The organism is uncultured Stenotrophomonas sp., from assembly GCF_945952405.1.
Taxonomy (GTDB): Bacteria; Pseudomonadota; Gammaproteobacteria; order Xanthomonadales; family Xanthomonadaceae; genus Stenotrophomonas.
In genome coordinates, this window is sequence record NZ_CAMFIA010000006.1 from 141,249 (window position 1) to 160,435 (window position 19,187).

Here is a 19,187-nt window from a genome sequence, read left to right on the forward strand (position 1 = left end):
CTGGACCTCACATGAAGATCCGCAACGACATCATCAAGGTCTACAAGGACGTGCACATCTGGGTCGGCATCTTTGCTGGCCTGATGCTGTTCGTTGCCTTCTATGCCGGCTCGATCACCATGTTCGAGAAGCCGTTGGAGCGATGGGCAACACCCCCGTCTGCGCTGTCTGCGCCGGTCCCAATGGAACGTGCACCTGAACTGCTGGCCGCGGTGCTCAAGGCGCATCCTGAGGCGGCGAAGAACTACAGCGTGATGGTGCAGACGTCGCCTGAAGCGCCTGCCCGCGTGATCTGGCGAGTACGTGGCGACAAGCCACGGCAGTTCACGGAGTTTGGCGCAAGCTTCGACGCGGAAGGGCGGCTCCAGGTGGAGCAGCTGCGAAAGGCACCGGTGGCGCAGCTTGTCGACACCTTGCATCAGTTCGTCGGCCTGCCGTTCCCTGATGCGATTTCGCGCCCCATCATGGGCATCATTGCGCTGATGTATGCCGTCGCATTGATCTCCGGCGTCATCGTGCTGTTGCCGACGTTGGTGAAAGACTTCTTCGCCGTGAGGGTAGGCAAGAACATCAAGCGCATGTGGCTGGATGTGCACAACGCGCTGGGCATTGTCAGCTTGCCATTCCACCTGATCATGGCCGTGACCTGCGTGGTATTCGCGTTCCACGATCAGATCTACGACATCCAGGACAAGGTGGTTTATCCCAACGGCATCCAATGGGGCGAAGAGCACGATGCCGGGCCCGCTCCGGGCGCCCAGCCTCTGCCTGCTCCTGCACTGCTGGAAAAGGTAAAGGCACAGCTTCCGGGTTTCGAGGTCTACAGCCTGGGCTTCCAGCAGAAGGGCAGTGTGGTCGAGGGGCGTGTCACCGGCCTGGATGTCCGTTACGGGACGCGTGCCCGCACCTACATGAGCACTCATCTGGATCCTTACACCGGCGAGGTCGATACACATGATCTCCCCGGGCACATGCGTGGCTGGGATACGGCGGTCAATGCCTTCTTTATGCTTCACTTCGGCAGCTTTGGCGGGAACCCGGTCCGCTGGATGTACCTGTTGCTTGGGCTTGGCGGCGCGATCGTGTTCTACACCGGCAACCTGCTGTGGATCGAGTCACGACGCAAGAAGCAGCGCGATGCCAACCTGCCGGAGCAGAAGCGATCCACCCGGGTGCTGGGATCGCTGACCATCGGTGTGTCCCTAGGCTGTGTCATCGGCATCTCGGCAACACTGGCAGCTACCAAGTGGCTTCCTGGGCTGATTGCCAATGTCCCAGCATGGCATGAAGGCATCTACTATGGGGCCTTCCTACTGGCAGTGGCCTGGGCATTCATGCGTGGGGCCGCGCGCTCCGCTTATGAGCTGCTGTACGTTGGCGCCGTAGTGACGGCACTGATCCCGGTCGGCAGCCTTGCGGCTTTGGCCGGCGTCCCCGGCACCTGGAACCATTCAAGTGCGGGGGTGGCCGTGGACGCGACCGCGTTTGTCGCTGCTGCCATTCTCTGGCAACTGGCGAGGCAATCCAGGAAGCGCGCAAAGATCGGCCACAAGGACAGTGTCTGGGCCATCGAAGGGAATTCTCCCTAGGGCAGGGCATCAAGAAGCCGAGTATTAGATCGGCCTTCGGAACTACCTCCGAGGAGGGCAGGACCGTTCTGCGGCCGCTTCTATCTGCTCAGTGACGAACTTGAGGCCTTGGCGTAGACCATCGAGGTAGTCATTGGCCGCTTCTCCACGCTCGTCGGCATGGCTCTCCACGACCATCGGAATCAATTGCGCCCACGCGGCGCGCAAGGCCGAGGGATTAGAAGCACTGGCGACAACCGCCCTCATGGCGCATTCCAATGCCCTGGTTCGGCCATCGGACTTTGCAATACGGCGCTCGCACTCCCTTACACGCAGCTCCAGCACCAGGAACGCGTCTTCCCCTCGCTTGAACATGGCTCCACTCCCCGTGGCGGGGCCGACAGGCCCCTACACGATTGTCGCGCTAGGCGATGGGAAATGTGAACCAAGTCTGGTTCAGTTTCGAGGATGACGGATACTTGATGGACAGCCAATCAGGCGGGCGTTGCTAATTGCTTGGCGCTTAGCGCAGGCGCGGCAGGACAGCACGGCCCCACTTACATGCCGAGTGATAGAGTGTGAATAGGTGCCGACGTGGCCCTCTTCCAAGGCAAAGACATGCCCATCCGGGCCGTTGTATACGCAAGCGAAGCAGTTCAAGATCTTTCGATTGAGCAGCTAGAGGCACTTGTGGCGGATGCTGCCAGGTTCAACAAGGTGGCAGGCGTAACGGGAGTTTTGCTGTACGACGGAGCAAGATTCGTGCAGTACTTTGAAGGCCCGGAAGATGGAGTCGCCAGCGTCTATGAGCGCGTGCTGCAGTCGACGAGCCACACGGGCGTCGTAGAACTGGCGAGAGGCCGCATATCTACGAGGCAGTTCCCCTATTGGTCAATGCATCGACTTCCGGCCGATCAGCTGCTCGTGGGCAAGCTGGCAAGGGCCGATTGGTCGCGCTTCAAGAAGAGTGAGCCTGATGAAATTGATGGATCGGCATGGGGAATTGATGTGCTGGCCGCAGCTGTAGCGCCCTACGTGCAAGCTGCATAGCTTCGACTCAGATCCGATCACGACGATGCCCTTTCGGGGCGTCAGCAGCGATGGGTGTGAACACCATCAACCGTTCGGTTGCACTGAGTGGGGAAGGCTCGTGCGTGTAACAGTCGTCTTTCGTCTTGCTACGCCATTCCTCGGCGCGAGTACATAGTGGAATAGGTGCCATTCACGGATCAGTGAATGGCTCGTCGCCATTGTGTGATTTGGCCAGGACAGCGGCGGCATCAGCTTGCACAGGAGTGCCGTAGAGCCATCCTTGGCCTACAGCAGAAGGCGCGATCTGCTGCAGCAATGCATCCTGTTCCGCAGTCTCCACTCCTTCCACGATCACCTCCAGGCCGAGCTGGCGGGCGATCTGGTACATGCCCGGCAACACCGGGCGCAAGGGTGATTCCTCGGTGATGGCCGATACGAACATGCGGTCAATCTTGATACCGATGAAGGGAGACTGGGCAAAGTGTGAGAAGTTGGAGCTGCCAGTTCCGAAGTCATCAATGAGGAATCGGAATCCCAATGCTGCCAACGCTGCCATGTGTGCGGTTACGCCAGGGCAGACCAGTTCCTCACGTTCGGTGATCTCGATCCTGACCTGATCCGGTAGAACACCGGCCTGCTGCGTGACGCTTACGACGAAACGAACAGTATCCTCCGAAGCCATGTCAACGGGCTCAGCGTTTATGCTCAGGTATGGTGCATTCTCGCCTGCGAGGGCCGGTGCCATCTCTCTCAGCGCCTTCGACAGTACGTACCGGAAAAGATCTGAACTCAGGCCAAGTTGGCGGGCCATTGGTACGAAGATGCCGGGAGATATTTCGCCTTCGCCAGCTGGGCTCCAGCGGCTTAGCACTTCGAACCCGACAAGGCGCCTATCCACAACGGTGTATAGAGGCTGATACACCAACTCGATCTCGTTTCGGCGCATGGCAAGGCTGAAGCGCTGCTGGAGCGTCTGCCTTGCGGTCCTGTTTCGGCGAATAAGGAGGTACGAGAAGGTAATGCCAAGCGCGGCACCTATGCCGATGATGGTGTAGAGCAGAGATGGGGCAAGGTCCCAGATGCCCCGCCGGGGCCGTGATACGAATGCACAGACGTTTGCCTTGTTGCTGCATCGGCTCAGCCGTATGCGGGATGATGCGGCTTCACTGGCGTCCGTTGCAGGTTCCACACTCCGGAACACATAGGAGCGATCACGCGTTTCGACAGTGAATGTGCTGGTTCTCGCGGGGTCCAAGCCATCGAAGGACGAGGGCGATGACACCGTGAATGTCTGGCCCTGGGCGATCAGGTTGGTGCCTCCGTAAGGCGAGCCAACGAGATCGGACGTATTCCATAGCTTGGTCTCGCCCGATGAATAGTGCGGCGCAGGAAGCTTGAACGGAACGATCCTTCCCCAGAGCGCGCTGCACAGCAGGTGACCCTCCTGGATGCGTCCCACGTCACTCATATAGCTCGAGTTGAACGCGATTTCCTTGAGTGCTCGAACGTCTTCGTCGGAGCACGCAATGACAGCAGACTTCAGCGCTGCATCTGAAGCGACGCGTCGGGCTCGAGAGACAGTCTCTGCTCGAGCTACCACCGCTTCAGCGATGGTCTCTGTGGACTCACTATCCTCAACATACAAGACGGCTTGAGCAACTATCAGCATCGCCAGCATGGACAGCGCTGCAGAACCCAGAATCGTCGACAGAAATCGCGCGCGGTTGCCAGAGACGGTCAATCAGTTCCCCCTGAAACGGATTTGTACCTAACTCAGAGTCAGAGTCGCATTGCTTGTCCCGCTTTTATCGGCATTTGGTCACACAACTGGAGTGATCGACTCCGCTTGCTGGATGGTTCAATATGAATGGCTTATCTGTGCGGCATTCGTCTGGACTGGCGGCCATCCACCCTTCGATCAGGCCATCCTGCAGCCCCCGACATGCTTTAGTGGAAGTTGGCGGACACTCCGCCCCCTAGGGCCACTGTCATAGCTCTGCAGAAAGACGTAGGAGGCTGCTCAGGATGGCATGTCCTGTATGTTGAGTGTGGCGATGATCTGACCAGCAACCTCCGCATCTGCGCAGAGGAAGAAGACTGCATCCTTCTCAGCTGCCTGAGAAAGGAAATGGTGGACGGTGATCAGTGCCGCTGTGGTGTTTCGGACGAACACCTCGCGGCACTGCGAAAGCCTAACGTGCGCAAGCTGTGCAGCATGCGCCTGCTTGGTTGCGTAGATCTCGGCTTATTGATCGCTCTCAATGCGCCCGGGCAGGCCGACTCCGCAACCGGTGTAGACACATTTGTCCTTGAACCTGGTTTTCCACACGAACTGAGGGGAGTTTGGCTCGAGGGGCGGTGCGTTTAGGGGATTGCTCTTGATCATTCAGGGGCGACGGTGTCAGGGCTGATCGCTTCCTGCGAATTGCGCGCAGCGGCCTGATGCCGCTCACGACCGCTCAGTCTTGAGTGGCGTGCGGAGAGTAGTTGTGCCAGCGTGAAAGTTCCGCGACTGTCCGCCACTTCTTCCTTTGCTTCTTGCACGCGCTGAGCACAGGGCTGGGCATACGATCGCTTCTGAATTCGAGGTTGTGCCGCATGCTCAAGTGTTCAGTCGTGTTCGTAAGCTCTGCTGTAGAGGAAGTGGATGAAAGTCGGCTTGCCCAACTAATGACCGCCGGGGCTAGGTTCAACGAGGCGCGCGGGTCGCGTGCGGTTGTGTGCTTCGATGGAAGCCGCTTCTTCACCTACCTCGAGGGGGCCGCCAGCTCGGTAGCTGCAACTTTGGTCTACGTCGAGTCGCTGGCTATCCATTCGGAACTGGTGCAACTCGCTCGAGGCAACGTCCAGCAGCTTCGCTTTCCGGAACAGCCATTGCTATTCATGCGGGTGACCACCCCTCAGCTTAAGTCCTTGGTCCGTGCCGACTGGACCAATTTCGCTCAGCGCCTCAAAGGCCGGTTTGATCCCGTTACGGGTATGGAGCTACTCGCCGACCTGGTTGCGCAACGCCGCGAGCCGGCGGCAGCCTGAATTGATGCGGCGCTCCCGGAGACTACACCCTGTGCTGTGCCCGGGTGTATAAGCAATCAAGGGCGGCAGGGGACAGATCGATGCGCTTTGAGTTCACGCATACCCACATCTATCCCGGGGCTACCGCCGATCTCTCTGGCAGACTGCCGGAAGCTGAGGGCGAGACCACATGCCTGGTGGAGTTGAGTGATGGCGTAGTCCTCTCGACCAGTTGCTCGGTAAGGGGGGAAGAGGTTCTTCTTTCAATGCCAGAGTACCTCACGGCCCGTGGTGCAAAGATACCCGCCAAGACGTGGGCGCTACGCAGGGACGTTGAGACAGGAGCATGGCGGGCGAAATCTCGGGTACCCACCTAGGGGATGGGTTGGCCCCTTCATCGCATCACTTTGTAATCGTTACCTTCTGCTCCCACACTGAGATCTATAGATGCATGAGTTTCAAGATTGGACATTCAGCGCCAGGGGCAGAACCGTAACGGCCAGGGTGCAGGTGGATGGCCGTGGGGGCGGCACTATTACGCGGTTTGAGACCAGGCCCGGTCCGTCGCAAAGCGGTCTTTCGATCAAAGTGGGCTCCCAGCAGGAGGCCGCCGCCGAGCTTGAGCGAATCCTTACTGGTCTGCTGGGCGCTGATTGGTAGCCTTGGGGGCGATCGAGGAGATCTGATCGGTCAGCATCCGAAGAGACTGCTGAAGGGCAGCGGTGAAAACAGGGCCGTTGCTGCCCGCGTGAACGTCCGCCGCTTCTACCAGCATCAGGTCCCACATGCGGGCCAGTGATGGCGGATCGCTATGGGTGGCGATGGTGGCGCCAAGCGCGTATTCCATTGCCTTGAGGTACGCCCGATGGGCTTCCAAGTCGACCTCGCACGCGCGCAGTCGCTCAGCAATCTGCTCCAAGGTGAGCGTCATATTGGGCTCGACTTGCGCATGAATAGGATGGATAGTCTGTGTGGGCCACCGGGCGTACACAATGAGCATCCTCAACGTTTTGCTGCGTGCTGAGCAGCTCCTCGTTGCTGTTGACACCTTGGCAGAGGATGCCCAGACCGGAGCCCGTTCCTCTGGCGCGAAGTTGCTGCTGGTTCCGCAGCACAACCTTGTGATGGCCGCGCGCGGCTCCACGCAGTTCTTCATTCGCGTCTATGAGCTGGCTCTGCAGGCGAGCTTCCGTGCTGATTTCACGATGGAGCAGCTCTCCGCCGAGTTGGGCCTGGTAGTGGATCAACTGTGGCCGAATTACGTGAGGGCGGCAGCCGAGGCTCGCTTGCCGGTCGAAAAGCTTGGGACCGAGCTGGTGCTGGGTGGCTGGTCGCCGAAGAGAGGCCGGATGGTGGCCACAGCCTATGCGAAGAGCGACAGCTCCAGGCCAACGATAGTGCAGCCCCTCGATGGGGGCTTGGCTTCACTTGGGGAACCGCTGGCCGGCAGGCCGGATAGCTTCGCTCCAGCCGACGTTCTTGCAGCTGGCAAGGTCCAGGCTACCTGGCTCAATGAACGCGTAGGGCGACAGGTCGCTGGAGGACGGCTGTTGGCTGGTTTCCTGGAGAAGGGGCAGGCCTTGATCAAGGATCTTGGAGAGATACAGGTCGTTGGCGTCAATCGGGCTAACGCCAAAGCGCGCCCGCACCTTATCTCTCATCTCCATGGGATCACAGTAGGCCCAAGGTCAGTCATGGATAAGGGCTGTTTATCGGGGGTGGGGAAGGGCAGCTTTCGAGCATCTGCCGAAGTGCATGCTCTGCCCTTGTTGACGCTGGCTATAGCTCGGCTTGTTTGCCGGACCTAGGCGTCCTAAGATCGATTCGTTTCAGAGGGCTGGGCCTCTATGCAGCGTACTGTGGATAAGTCTTACGGCCGAGCTCAGACATTCGGCTGTCAGCTGGTTAGGCATCCTAAGGGAGTTCTATGATTTCCGAGAAGACTGTCGAGCTTAATCTCACCACCGAGTTTATTAACTGGCTGTCACATCAGCACAACACGCCCTATTTTGCCGTGGGACCTACCCAAGCACAGGAGGCGCAGTGGGGGTTCGACGCGGGCGTATTTGGAGGCGCCACAGGGGCTCTTATTCAATACAAACGTGCATATGTCAATGGAACGACTTGGGAGTGGAAGCTAAATCGCACGAAGGCTAAGGATCAACTGGATCGCCTGCAAAAGCTTGAAGCAGCTGGACATGCAGTTTTCTTCGCATTCCCATACTTCAATACGCTAGGCCAGATTCAATCGCATCGCCGCAGGCTGCTTGTCCACACGTTCTGGTTCAAGCCCTCCCAGATCATGCCCACCGGAGGGCCCAACGGGCACCATGAAGTGCGCTTTGATTCGGCCACGAATAAGTGGTCCGTTCACTCCGACCAAGGTTCAGACATGCCTCAGCCCGTGAGTCTTGCCGATGTGATCAGTTCAATCGACAATGCTCACAATCAGCTTTCAGAATTGGCTAGATCATTTAATGAAATTTTTATGGACGACCTTGAGCAACCGCCCAATTCGGAAACGGAAGTACTCGCATCAACACTAAGCGGAATGTGCATCATTGGTCGCGGAGTAGGTACGCAATAGTTCACCGCGGGCCGACCTAATTCAGATGTTGGCCCATATCCGTTTTTGACCGGAAGCGGGCATCGACCAGGACTGAGGATTAGGAAGATTTGTCGGGGTAGGCGAGGGCGGCAGACGGGATCCTCAGCCTCATAAGAGGCCACAAAACCCGGTGCGATTCAGGGCAGAATATGGCAATGCACCGTGACGATCCCACCGCCGTCAGTCATGAATCGAGTCCCGCTGCACGCGGCGGCGCCGGCTCCTACATCGAAGGCGAGCTTGGTGCGTTCTACCTGCTGGCGCTCCTCGCCGATATCGAGGCGCGCGGGTTGCCCGGAGCGCTCATCCAGCGGGTTCGTTACCAAGGCGTAGATCAGGGCTTTTCGCTTGACGATCTGGTGATCCATGGAACATCTCACGCCGGTGAGATGCTGCTGGAGATCCAGTCGAAGCGAACGATCTCGTTCTCTCCGAAGGACACATTGTTCGAAGAGGTGTGCAGGCAGGTAGCCAGGAGTACCGCGCAAGGAATTCCCGAAGATAGGCATCGGCTTGCCGTTGCGACGCAGCGGACGAGCAGGGCCATCTCAGGTCCATACCAAGACGTCCTCGAATGGGCACGCAAGGCTGCGACCGGAGCCGAGTTCTTTAGCCGACTGGCGGCGAAAGGCGTATCCGGGCCCGACATGCGGAAATTCGCCGGCACGTTCCGCGCGAACCTTCTGGCGGCAGGAGTTGCGGATGATGACGATGCGATCTGGCGTTTCGTCCGGCGGTTCCTGATCCTGGAGTTCGACTTCGAGTCGAGTGCGCCGCTGGCGAGGACCCACGGGCTGTTCGTTGCCGGACTGATCCTCGCTCCCCAGGATGCACCGCGTGCCGAAGCGCTGTGGAGCAACCTGATCGAAATCTCGCTTGAGAGGGCGAAGGTAGGCGGCTTCGTCGAACGCGTCGAACTGCGTCGGCTGCTCTCCGACCGCGGCTTCCAATTCGCCGGCGACCGGGACTTCTCCGTACCAAGGCTGAAATTGGCGGAGAGATCACGACAGGCTTTGGCCGAGATCGGCAACAGCGTCGCCGGTGTCCAGCTTCCTCGACTCAAAGCGATCGAGGCGCTTGACTTGGCCCTCGATCAGCATCGCTTCGTCGAGATCAGCGGTGGTCCTGGCGCCGGCAAGTCGGCGGTGCTCAAGCATGCCGCCGAGCGCATCGCTGCCCAAGCCAACGTTCTCGTTCTCGATCCAGTGAGCACGCCGGAGGGCGGTTGGCCGGCCTTGGCGCAGACGTTGAATCTTCAGGCGACGGCACGGGAGTTCCTGGCAGATTTGGCGACGAGCGGTGGCGGAGTGATCTTCATTGACAGCCTCGAGATGTTCACGTCTCCTGCGCAACGGCGGACGGTCAATGATCTGCTACGGGAAGTCGCAGCGATCGAAGGCTTGTCGGTCGTAGCCACCTCGCGGCCGGAGTACGGCGCAAACGGAGACGGCTGGCTCGCGCCGGAATTGGCATCGCTGCTTGGACCGGTACACACGGTCGTCGTCGGCGAGCTTGACGACGATGAAGTCGAGGCTTTGCGCGAGCATGCCCCTGAGCTTCGGGCGCTCCTGGCGCCTGGACACGCCGCCGCAGCCATCACCCGAAACTTGTACAGGCTCTCGAGACTGCTCAAGGTGCCGTCGACCACGACGATCCGGTCGGAGGCGGCGCTTTCAAGCCACTGGTGGCAAACCGCAGATTCCGCGGAGTCCACCGACCGGCGAGCGGCCCAGCGACTGATGGCCGATCTCGCGGACGCCGCGCTCGCAGGCCGCAACGTCATCGAGGCTCGGGGTGATTCGCCCGCGCGCAACCACCTCCTGCGTTCCCAGAGTCTGATCGAATCCAGGCGCGACCATCTACGGTTCTATCACGACGTGCTTCGGGACTGGGCCGTGGGCGCCCGTTTGCACGAGGATCCCGATGGTTTCAACACGCTTGACCTCGGGATTCCGGCGTCGGCGAAGGTCGCGCGCGGCGTGGAGTTCGCCGGACGCTTTGCGCTGGAGCTCGCCGCCGACGACTCGCAGTGGCTTGCGCTCCTCGAAAGATTGTCAGTTGAAGGGTCACACAGTACCTGGCGGCGCCAGGCGCTACTGGCGATCGTTCGTTCGGAGCTTTCAGCAACCTTGCTTGAGCGCAGTAGCGCGGAACTCCTCACACGGGACGGCGCGCTGCTCGTCGAGCTTTGCGTCGCGGTGACGACAGTGGAAACAGCGTCGCCCGCCGACATGGCGCGAGACTTGACCGGCGAATCGGCGGCATGGGCATCCTCGCTCCCGAAGACCATCCGCGTGCCAACCACGGCATCCGCGTGCAGACTGGTGGAATGGTGCGTGCGCCACTCAGCGGAGATTCCGCTTCAGGCGATTGTGCCTGTCGTCAAGCTTGTGCAGGTCCTGTACCTATTGGTCACCGGCGCACCGAAATTGGCCGGATCTATCGCTGGAATGCTCTTCGGCTGGCTGCGTCAGCTCGACGAGCCGGACGCGGACGTCCTGATTCCTGCGGGGGCCACGCCCTTGCGCATCGACCGCAGGTCCATGATCTCGGAGCTCAGGGCGGTGTCCTTGCTGCTATCGCCCTACGCGCTGGAGCAGACGAAGGCCTATTTGCGCGCGGTCGCCACGGAGAACGACGGATTCAAGTTCAAGGAGGTCCGCTTATTCAGCGCGACCATCGCGCGCGTAGCGCCGCAGGAACTCGCCGATCTCGTTGCGGCGAGCCTGATCGAACCTCAAGACCGTCGAAGCCAGGGTGGTCGCCGCCGGGATCAAGCGTTCAGTTTCAACGACAGCGACTACCTGCCGCCATCACCGGCGCAGACGCCCTTCCTGGACCTGCTGGAGGCGGCGCCCACCGTGGGCCTCGACCTCGTGCGCAAGCTCGTCGATGAAGCGGTTGCCTTCCGATCCGGTTACGGCGATCCGGAAACGACCGGATTCTTGCTCGCGCTCGACGACGGTCCACGGTTCTTCCCATGGACCCAAACGTACCTCTGGTCGCGCGACCAGGCTCGCGAGTACTCGGTGGCGTCGGCGCTGATGGCGTTGGAAGCATGGGGACACGGCCGCGTCGAGGCAGGAGAGCAGTTGGATGCCGTCATAGCCGACATCCTCGGCCCCCACGGCAGTTGCGCGGCTTATCTGCTTGTGGCGATCGATCTTCTGCTGTCCCACTGGCCGGCGAGTCGGGAGTTGCTGGTTCCCTTCATCGCGTCCCCGGAATTGTTGGCGGCGGATCGAGGACGGGCAGGGCATGATCCCCTGTCGACATTGGGCTTCGGCGTTGCCCAGGAGCCGGCCGGAAGAGTACGTCTCGCTGACCTCCAAGCGAAACGCTCGAGAGGTGTTGCGCTCGAGAGATTCTTGCTGGGCTATCTTCGGGACGACGAAGCGTCTCGGCGGGTGAGGACACTGCTAAAAGAAGCAGTTGTTAGGACTGGACCGTACACCGCGCATGCGGACTTCGGCGATCCAGGGTTCATGGGTACCTATGCGCTGAACGTGCTTGACGAACGCAATTGGGTCGCCGTCGGAGACCGGCGCGAGTATCGATCACCGCCGGCAGAGGCCGATCATCTAGCGTGCCTTGACGAGCATCACAGCGGTCGCCGTCGCTCCATCGAAATCGAATCGAAGATCCAGCTCGCGATACACGACCTCGCGCACGCTACCACGACCGTCGCACGCGAATCGGTGGAGTTCGCGAACGGCGAGCTGCCGGACGACACCGACTCCGATGTGTTGCGTTCGAGGTCGACGCGCCTCGCGGCGACGGCGATGCTCGCGGCGCGAGACGGCGACGACGCGCTGCTGGATGAACACGAAGATTGGGTGCGCGAGGTTATCAGGCTCACCTTGTCCCGAGAGGGAGAAAGCTACCGCACTTCAAGCTCAGCGCTCGCCTACAATCCTCAGGCCCTGTCGGTGCTGGCATTGATCCATCTTTGGCGCCGGCGCGGCCGAAATTCCGATCGCGATGCATTGCTTCGCGCTGCAACGCGGCAAGACCGCTGTGCGGTGCCGGCGTTCTTGGCGGCGCTGGATGCCATCGCCGGAACCGATCCGCGTTTGCTGAAGTCCGCCGCGCGTGCCGCCTTCGCCACGAGTCGTTGGAGGTACAGCCCCTGGGACGAGGACAAGGCGGAAGTGACGAGATATGGGCGTGAGAAGGAGAACGTCGATCGCCTGGCAGTCGAAGCCGAGATTGCTTGGCTGGACGGAAGCTCCGAACCTGTCTGGCCCGCCTTTCCGGAGGAAGAGCCGATTCTCAGGCAACACACACGTGTGCGAAGCCCGCGCTCGGCCGGAACCGACAATCCCGAAGATGCAGCAAGCCTAAGACGGATTCCAGAAGCGAGCGTTCACATTGACACTCAGGTTGTCGCGCTGTGGCTGAATCTTCTGGCGGGCAATGGTGTGGCACGGGAATGGCATTCTGAGATCGTCGGGGCCTACGCCATCTGGTCTGCGAGGAAAAACGGATTCGGTCATCCGCCTGACGTCGAGGTGGACCGGGAGCCTATGAAATGGAACAACGTTTTCTACGTCCTCGTCGCAAACCAATTGATGGATGCCCGCGACGATCGGTTCGATGAACTCCTGGCGCAGATCGAAGGACTTCCGGACCGCTCGTTCGGAGACGTTTCGGAGATCGTGCTCCACGCCGCCGATGTCAGCTACTTCACCGACATAACGCGCTCGCCCGAGCGCGCGGTGGAGCTTCGCCGTCGAATGGTGGCCCGCGCTTCGAAGTTGCGTTACTGGAACCGCGATCCACGGCCGGGCGATCTGTCGGTTGATCGCGACACCGGCGGCGTGGTCGCGAAGTTATTGTTGAACACGCATAACCTGATCGGTGGCACCACCAGCTACCTCGTACCAGCAGTGTTTGATCGCATCGATCCTATTCTGGAGGTGCTGCGCCCGTTCGTGCGGGGCGGACCCACTCCCTTCGTCGCGTTGTGCACAATGAACATGCTGCTCGTAGCGCCACGGGTGCGGCATCTCGATTTCCTGCTGCATGCTGCGGAAGAATGGCTCCAGCGGCTGCCTACCGATATCGGGATGTGGGTGGAGCTCGGAATCGGTCGGCGGCTAGTGGAATGGTTGAACACAGCCGCGGAGGAAGATTCGTCACTACTCACGCACGCCCATCCGATGCGCAATCGTATCGACGGCATTGTCGGACAACTCGTTAAGCTTGGCGTTCCGGGGAGCTATGATTTCGAGAGTATCGTGGAGCAGAGCGGTGATTGACCGTGTCGGATGCATTTTCACGAACAGGTCTACAGCACCAGCTCCGCCGCCACCAGACCCGCTTCGAGACCGTGGACCAGGACGGCCAGGATCTTTGTCATCGCGCGGTCGCCGTGAGGGTGGCGAAGTGGGGATTCTGCAATTAGCGCAGCGGCTGGGCAATGGTGCGGGACAGTGCGCCGTCACGCAGAGCCCGGGCTTGCGCTGGACCAGCGCCATGTAGTGCTGCCATTCGTGGTGACCCCGGTGGCAGCTCGAAGCTGCGGCAGTGGCGGGCGATGACCGCATTGCTTACTTCCATAGCCAGCTCGAACGAGTAGATCCGTAGCCTCGTCAAGGCGCGGACGTGCTCACACTGCACGCTGTAGCCGTTGCGCTGAAACGCGAGAAGCGAGGTGGTGCCGGTTCGTACCGGGTTTTTTCGTCGGACCAGTGATGGGGGCAGGCCTCTGGCAACACTGTGCAGCTCAACCATGCCCAGTTTTGGCGGGACCGCGGGCCCGAAGAATCATGGCTGCTGTTCATGGCCGATTGTGTGGTGCCAACAGCGTTGGAGGGGGCTTCAGTAGTCATTCGTGACCGAGAGCCGTAGTAGGCATCGTTCTTGACACGCGATGTCAGCGCCACGCTGCTGTTGGCCCGTAGCGACCGAGAGGCGCCCGACCGGCTGCTGCCCCGCCTCCCGAGGTCTGAGTGGACCCCGGCACCGCTCGGGCTCAGAACACGTAGGCAACTGGCGACCTATGGTCTGTTGCTGACACCCAAGGCTATGCTAGGGCGAACATCGCTGGGTGATCCGAATGGGCCAGGTCAAGACCGATTGGATGGAGGCCGAAGAGCGTGGCTGGAGCGGCGTAGACAAGGTAGTTTGTTCAGGCTGCGTCGACGATTCGGCACTGAAGCGGATCGTGCGGGACGCGGCACGATCAGGCAGGTGCGATTACTGCGGAAACAGGAGGAAGGTCGCGGCAGTCGAAGCGCTGCAGGAAGCCGTGTATGCCGCAGTGTGGACTTACTACCACGAACCTACGGACGCCGGCGTGCCGTGGGATCGCGGATTCGTGATCGATCCGATCGACATCCAGGAGGTCTTCTACGGCCTGGGTTTCGATGGCCACCCGGATCTCATCGCCGACATCGTCGATGCGGACATGGGAAACGGCTGGGTGGCCGCAGTGGATGGTCATTGGGCGTCGGCTCACGATCACGAGGTAATGCTTGGGTCGTGGGCGTCTTTTGTCGAGGTGATCAAGCACAAGACGCGATTCCACTTCGGTTCCGTGGGCGAGATCTCCACGGCTGGCGCGCAGGACGTCGAGCCACGCCACATGCTGGGCGTGCTGGGCAATCGCCTCCGCCCTTACGTCAGGCAGGTCCCGGAGGGCACGCGGGTGTTTCGGGCGCGCATGAAGGAGAGGGGGGATGCCTGGAGCCCGTGCGCCAAGGAGTTGGGAGCACCTCCCTTCGACAAGGCGCGTGCAGGACGCATGAATCCGGCGGGCATTCCGTACCTGTATGTCGCGTTCGACACCAAGACCGCGCTGCGGGAGATCGGGAAGTCGACCGCCAAGACCGAAGCGACGTTCATGGCGACCTTCGAGCTGACCGAGCCATTGCTGGTGATCGATTTGACGCGCCTGCCGCCACCGCCATCGGTGTTCGACCTGGAGAATAAGAATGAGCGCGAGAAACTGCTGTTCGCTGGGGGTTTCGTGGACGCGATCTCCAAGCCGGTGATCAAGAACGGTCAGGAACACGTGGAGTACGTGCCTTCGCAAGTAGTCTGTGAGTATCTGGCGCAAGTGTTCAAGCAGGGGGGAAAGGCGACTCTAGAAGGCCTGGTCTTTCCGAGTTCCGTACGCGAGGGTGGCAGAAACTTGGTTGTCTTCCCCTCAGAACGCGGTCTCGATCAGTCTTTCCACGGGGTAGAGTACAGGCACGCCAGGAGGGTCCGGTCGGGACAGTAACCGCACTCCGCCCCTCTCGACTCTAAGTCTCGAAGCATGAGACTGAATCGTGGTGTAGTCAGAAAGATGACTGCCGGCATTCGGCAGGAGTGTAGCGTCGGCGGACTGGCGTCGGGAGCGGATATGGGCTTAGAAGAGAAATCGTCAGCAACCCAAAAGGGGATGCCGATCTATGAAGACACAGAAGAACGCTCGATCGTCGACGCACTCGACGATAATCACGAGACGCCTGACTGGTATCCCGCCAATGAGCTTGCGAGGAAGCTATGGCATTGCCTAGAAGCACTGCGCGACATCGAACTTGCACTTGAAAATGCTTCAATGCACCAAGATGCTGATCGGCGAAGGCGCCAGCTGAAACAGTTTTCGGTTCCGCTTCACTCCCTAGCAGTGACGATAGTGAATCTGTGCAATCAGATCGCCGGCGATGCGGACGCGAAGCGCTGGCTGGACAAGGCTACGGTGTCCCAGGTGTCGAAGATCAAGACTGAGTTCGTGAGTTTGGTTCCCATTGACCCCAAGGGTGACTTGTCGGTTATCCGTAATCGTCTTGGCGGCCATATCGACCGCGGATTGTGTCCTTGGTCTGCTCGCGAAATCCTGTCGCGCAATGGTATGTCAGGATTCGGGCGTTGGTTGCACACTTGCATCCACTTACTGTTGGACCTGATGAAGCTGGACGTTTACGCGTGGAGCGTCTACACGCCAGTTGATGGCCAGATTCGCCTTATGACGTCGGAGCCGGTTATCACAACCCTCCTTTTCAACGAGGAGAGAAAGGAAATAGTCGCGTTGCATCTGGCGAAGCGGTCGCCACGCATGGTGATCGTTGACGCAATAGAAAGGATTATCTCTTGTTCGCAATGGATGTTTGAAAGTGGTCAGCCCAGGATTGGGAGGCTTAGGGTCGACGATGATCGCGACTGGAATACTTTCCGGAATAGCAGTGAGATCTGGAATCGGCGCCCGCTCGGCGGCTAGTGGCGGCACGAAATCGCAGGTGCGGCGGGAGCCGCCGTTCCAGCCCTATTAGGATCAAGTCTCTTACATGTCTCGCCAAGCCATCACGCAGAATCGTCCCAAGAACCAGCACTGGGTTCCGAAGTTCTAATTGCGCTACTACGCAACGTCGGAGACTCGCAAGACCAAGCAACCGAAAGTCTGGATATTTTCGAGAGACGAGTCAGATGGGGATGAGAAGCTAACGAACATCAGGAATGTCTGTGGCCAGCGATACCTCTATTCGCCGGCTATCGGGACAGGGGAGCGAGACTGGACGCTTGAGAATCTTCTCAGGGATCTTGAATCGGATCTTGCACGGATATGGCCTGCGCTGGCCGAAGACTATGCTGCACTCGATGGCGCCAACCTGCGCAAGAGCGCCAGTGCGCTATGCGGCCTCTTACGGCGCATGTGGAGAACGGCGATGGAAGCCGAACATCAAGGCTTTTTGCTCGACTCAGCGCGTTTCGGAGCTGTTGGAGTTGCAGGATCCTGTAAGGGCACCCAGTTTCAATCTCGGAAATTCGGCGCTTGAGATTGCAGGACAAGCCAATCTTTACGTATGTGCTTGACGGTCCGCGACACGAGATCAGGTACACGTAGTATAGCTTATCGTCGTCCTCGGCAAGAGCGCCATCTGATATTGCGCTCATGCCCGCGCCCACCTGCTCGGCAGCTATCCGCTGCACAGATACCTCATCTGTATCTTTGGCCGGTGGGTGTGGCAGGCACCCCAGGGCAGGGCGGGGTAGCCGAGAATGGGGAGCGGCACGCTCCCCATTTGGAACTCAAGCCTGGTCGTCAACTGGCGCAGTTGGCCCGTTGTTCTTAACAGCCTGAATTCCTGCCTCGCGGGCTTGGGTGGAAGAGTAGGTCTCACTGGTACCAATGCGCTCGCCATTAGCGGCCTTGAGGTTGAACATCGGCTGGCCGTTTACCGCGTTCTTGCGCTCATAGCGCGAATCGTCAGGAGAGTTCGCCTTGACTGAAGCAATTCCAGTCAGTGCCCCTTGCTTGGAGGCGTACAATTCACTGGTGAGGATGATCTCGTTGTTGCCGGCCTTAAGGACAAAGCGGTACTGCATTCCCGAACGACTCAGTACATATAGAGCTGCCATGCAAGTTTCCCTAGCTGCGCCTGGATTGGCCAAGCGAATCTGTCAGAGGAAATCCTGAGTGTCTATCAGGGAAAGCCGCACCTCGACGAAAGATCGGCAGCATCCGGCAAAAACCGAAGCCATATCGACATTTACATCGCCCTGACAAACATAAGATGCGTTATGCGAAGTAAATTATTGATTCAGAAAGCTTTGTTGTCCCAACACTACTCTAGGGTCGATGCACGAAGCAAGTGACCACAGTACAGGCACGGCCCGGGATGATCACCTCTGGGGGTCGCGCCAACCAGCGATCGCGGCGCGACGCCTCCTGAGCTCATTCACTTCGAAGGAGCTTTCTACGACGCGCTCTATTTGCCAGCCAGATCGCCCAGCCTGTAAACCAAGAGGCCCAGACGGCGATGACCAAGGCGATGACCATGATCGACCGATCAGTTTCGTTCATTGGGGAGTACTCCGCAGCCGCATCTGGTGCAGATCACATGGTATCTGACGCAGCCCAGGTTGAGTGCGGACACGGCAGCTGCATTCATCGCTATTTCGCAAATTTCTGGTCGTGGCAAAGGCCAGTTGCGGGCAGTATGGCTGCATGCGAAGGACGTCAGCACTAGGCGCCAGGTTCCTCACCCTGATCGTGTTTTGGTGCATGGAGCAATTGTGGAATCATGACTACGGTCATGTCCTTAGAATGCAATGCATGCAGCAGCAGGCCCATCAACGCTACGGGGAGGCAGCCTTGAAATCTGTCGAGAACTCGGCAGTTGAGGCCGTCAGATTTGAGGCAGACCGTCGCCGGGTGTGTCGAAGCTACCGAATTGGTGAAGCAGAAGGCGCGGATACCACAATGTTCAGCGGAGCAAGGGGCGAATTCTTGTTCGCGCAGAAGTCTCGGGGGCGTCTCTTTGGGCAAGCCAGTAATTGGGGGGCGAACTTTCGTAGCAATCGGGGCGAATGTCTGCTGCAGCGGGGGCGGCCGTTCAACGTCAATCAGCCGACGAAGAAGGACCAGCGCTGACCAAAGCGCCTGATGCAATTGCGCATAATGTATATTATGTTCTTTGCTGCGGGGCTGGCTGGCGCAATTCTTGCGTCAGCCTCGGCTCCTTACCTGGCATGGAGCCTGATTGTGCGTGACCGCAACCTAACCGGCCCTTGGGCCGGTTTTGCATTTAAGCATGGCCGACTGGTCACCCCCGAAGGCCGCGAGCTACTGCCGGAAGATCTAGCATGGATCTCATTGCTGGCAGCGCAGGCGCAGGAATGGCGGCGAATGATGGAGCAGGCCCGAGGCGGCAAACGGCGCCCGTTTGGGCAGGCCGGCATCGTTGATCTGGCCGAGATTGCCCGGCGCCGCGCAAGGCGGTCTACCGGGGTGATGGCTGGCCCCGACGCCGAACCACCTACAGCAATCCTGCCGACACCGGGGCCAAGACCACGCCAGCGCGTGTGAGGCGTTCGCCGTAGGGGCGCCGCCCCTACACCCCGGCTAGAATGCGCGCAGGACGATCACAGGGGCGCACATGGATAAGGCTGGATGGCAAGTAGCTAGCGGCATTCTGGCAATGGCACTGGTCGGCACTGGGTTCGCCCTGATGGCAACCCGAGGCGTCCTTGCTCAG

Annotated in this window: 13 protein-coding genes and 1 pseudogene; 9 read left to right on the plus strand and 5 right to left on the minus strand. The window is 59.8% G+C overall.

The genetic code is table 11. From position 1 onward, the window contains the following. Positions 1-11 precede the first annotated feature (11 nt). Positions 12-1,589 carry a PepSY-associated TM helix domain-containing protein gene (locus Q0P60_RS08425; protein ID WP_294991002.1) on the plus strand — a complete coding sequence of 526 codons (1,578 nt, stop codon included), beginning with the start codon at positions 12-14 and terminating at the stop codon, positions 1,587-1,589. A 42-nt stretch (positions 1,590-1,631) separates the two neighbouring features. Here Q0P60_RS08425 and Q0P60_RS08430 read toward each other — a convergent pair whose 3' ends face one another. After that, the gene (locus tag Q0P60_RS08430) at positions 1,632-1,943 is read right to left on the minus strand and encodes a hypothetical protein (protein ID WP_094001450.1); all 312 of its coding nucleotides are present in this window, start codon (positions 1,941-1,943) and stop codon (positions 1,632-1,634) included. 243 nt (positions 1,944-2,186) lie between these two features. Here Q0P60_RS08430 and Q0P60_RS08435 point away from each other — a divergent pair, with 243 nt between their 5' ends. Then, positions 2,187-2,618, plus strand: a complete 432-nt coding sequence (locus Q0P60_RS08435; protein WP_294991357.1) for a BLUF domain-containing protein — start codon at positions 2,187-2,189, stop codon at positions 2,616-2,618. A 172-nt stretch (positions 2,619-2,790) separates the two neighbouring features. On the opposite strand, the gene Q0P60_RS08440 is transcribed toward Q0P60_RS08435, so the two are convergent. Next, complete coding sequence (locus Q0P60_RS08440; protein ID WP_243831303.1) at positions 2,791-4,278, minus strand: EAL domain-containing protein; 1,488 nt, start codon at positions 4,276-4,278, stop codon at positions 2,791-2,793. Positions 4,279-5,198: 920 nt separating this feature from the next. Between Q0P60_RS08440 and Q0P60_RS08445 the strand changes: the two genes are divergently transcribed. Continuing rightward, positions 5,199-5,633 (plus strand): BLUF domain-containing protein, encoded by a 435-nt coding sequence (locus Q0P60_RS08445; protein WP_294991012.1) that lies wholly within the window; start codon positions 5,199-5,201, stop codon positions 5,631-5,633. 610 nt (positions 5,634-6,243) lie between these two features. On the opposite strand, the gene Q0P60_RS08450 is transcribed toward Q0P60_RS08445, so the two are convergent. After that, positions 6,244-6,543 carry a hypothetical protein gene (locus Q0P60_RS08450; RefSeq protein ID WP_294991016.1) on the minus strand — a complete coding sequence of 100 codons (300 nt, stop codon included), beginning with the start codon at positions 6,541-6,543 and terminating at the stop codon, positions 6,244-6,246. A 61-nt stretch (positions 6,544-6,604) separates the two neighbouring features. Here Q0P60_RS08450 and Q0P60_RS08455 point away from each other — a divergent pair, with 61 nt between their 5' ends. From Q0P60_RS08455 to Q0P60_RS08465, 3 genes are all read left to right on the plus strand, one after another. Continuing rightward, positions 6,605-7,420: a hypothetical protein gene (locus Q0P60_RS08455; protein WP_294991019.1), complete on the plus strand. Its 816-nt coding sequence runs from the start codon at positions 6,605-6,607 to the stop codon at positions 7,418-7,420. A gap of 119 nt (positions 7,421-7,539) precedes the next feature. Further along, positions 7,540-8,199: a hypothetical protein gene (locus Q0P60_RS08460; RefSeq protein WP_294991022.1), complete on the plus strand. Its 660-nt coding sequence runs from the start codon at positions 7,540-7,542 to the stop codon at positions 8,197-8,199. A gap of 176 nt (positions 8,200-8,375) precedes the next feature. After that, positions 8,376-13,481 carry a hypothetical protein gene (locus Q0P60_RS08465; RefSeq protein WP_294991025.1) on the plus strand — a complete coding sequence of 1,702 codons (5,106 nt, stop codon included), beginning with the start codon at positions 8,376-8,378 and terminating at the stop codon, positions 13,479-13,481. Between the two features lie 32 nt (positions 13,482-13,513). Here Q0P60_RS08465 and Q0P60_RS08470 read toward each other — a convergent pair. Next, a pseudogene (locus tag Q0P60_RS08470) lies at positions 13,514-13,896 on the minus strand (IS21 family transposase); the annotation flags it as partial. Between the two features lie 385 nt (positions 13,897-14,281). Here Q0P60_RS08470 and Q0P60_RS08475 point away from each other — a divergent pair. Both Q0P60_RS08475 and Q0P60_RS08480 read left to right on the plus strand, forming a co-directional pair. After that, positions 14,282-15,448 (plus strand): HEPN-associated N-terminal domain-containing protein, encoded by a 1,167-nt coding sequence (locus Q0P60_RS08475; RefSeq protein ID WP_294991028.1) that lies wholly within the window; start codon positions 14,282-14,284, stop codon positions 15,446-15,448. Between the two features lie 66 nt (positions 15,449-15,514). Continuing rightward, entirely contained in the window at positions 15,515-16,429 is a 915-nt protein-coding gene (locus Q0P60_RS08480; RefSeq protein WP_294991031.1) for a hypothetical protein, read from the plus strand. Between the two features lie 809 nt (positions 16,430-17,238). Here the strand turns inward: Q0P60_RS08480 and Q0P60_RS08485 are convergent. Beyond that, complete coding sequence (locus tag Q0P60_RS08485; RefSeq protein WP_294991034.1) at positions 17,239-17,568, minus strand: YegP family protein; 330 nt, start codon at positions 17,566-17,568, stop codon at positions 17,239-17,241. Between the two features lie 1,051 nt (positions 17,569-18,619). Here Q0P60_RS08485 and Q0P60_RS08490 point away from each other — a divergent pair. Continuing rightward, positions 18,620-19,018: a DUF3653 domain-containing protein gene (locus tag Q0P60_RS08490; RefSeq protein ID WP_294991360.1), complete on the plus strand. Its 399-nt coding sequence runs from the start codon at positions 18,620-18,622 to the stop codon at positions 19,016-19,018. Positions 19,019-19,187 lie beyond the last annotated feature (169 nt).

Bases quoted from the DNA above. Each gene is read 5' to 3' on its own strand.
- Q0P60_RS08430 (WP_094001450.1), bottom strand. From the start codon at position 1,943: ATGTTCAAGCGAGGGGAAGACGCGTTCCTGGTGCTGGAGCTGCGTGTA.
- Q0P60_RS08455 (WP_294991019.1), top strand. From the start codon at position 6,605: ATGAGCATCCTCAACGTTTTGCTGCGTGCTGAGCAGCTCCTCGTTGCT.
- Q0P60_RS08445 (WP_294991012.1), top strand. From the start codon at position 5,199: ATGCTCAAGTGTTCAGTCGTGTTCGTAAGCTCTGCTGTAGAGGAAGTG.
- Q0P60_RS08425 (WP_294991002.1), top strand. From the start codon at position 12: ATGAAGATCCGCAACGACATCATCAAGGTCTACAAGGACGTGCACATC.
- Q0P60_RS08440 (WP_243831303.1), bottom strand. From the start codon at position 4,278: ATGCTGGCGATGCTGATAGTTGCTCAAGCCGTCTTGTATGTTGAGGAT.
- Q0P60_RS08435 (WP_294991357.1), top strand. From the start codon at position 2,187: ATGCCCATCCGGGCCGTTGTATACGCAAGCGAAGCAGTTCAAGATCTT.
- Q0P60_RS08485 (WP_294991034.1), bottom strand. From the start codon at position 17,568: ATGGCAGCTCTATATGTACTGAGTCGTTCGGGAATGCAGTACCGCTTT.
- Q0P60_RS08460 (WP_294991022.1), top strand. From the start codon at position 7,540: ATGATTTCCGAGAAGACTGTCGAGCTTAATCTCACCACCGAGTTTATT.
- Q0P60_RS08475 (WP_294991028.1), top strand. From the start codon at position 14,282: ATGGGCCAGGTCAAGACCGATTGGATGGAGGCCGAAGAGCGTGGCTGG.
- Q0P60_RS08480 (WP_294991031.1), top strand. From the start codon at position 15,515: ATGACTGCCGGCATTCGGCAGGAGTGTAGCGTCGGCGGACTGGCGTCG.
- Q0P60_RS08450 (WP_294991016.1), bottom strand. From the start codon at position 6,543: ATGACGCTCACCTTGGAGCAGATTGCTGAGCGACTGCGCGCGTGCGAG.
- Q0P60_RS08490 (WP_294991360.1), top strand. From the start codon at position 18,620: ATGTTCTTTGCTGCGGGGCTGGCTGGCGCAATTCTTGCGTCAGCCTCG.
- Q0P60_RS08465 (WP_294991025.1), top strand. From the start codon at position 8,376: ATGCACCGTGACGATCCCACCGCCGTCAGTCATGAATCGAGTCCCGCT.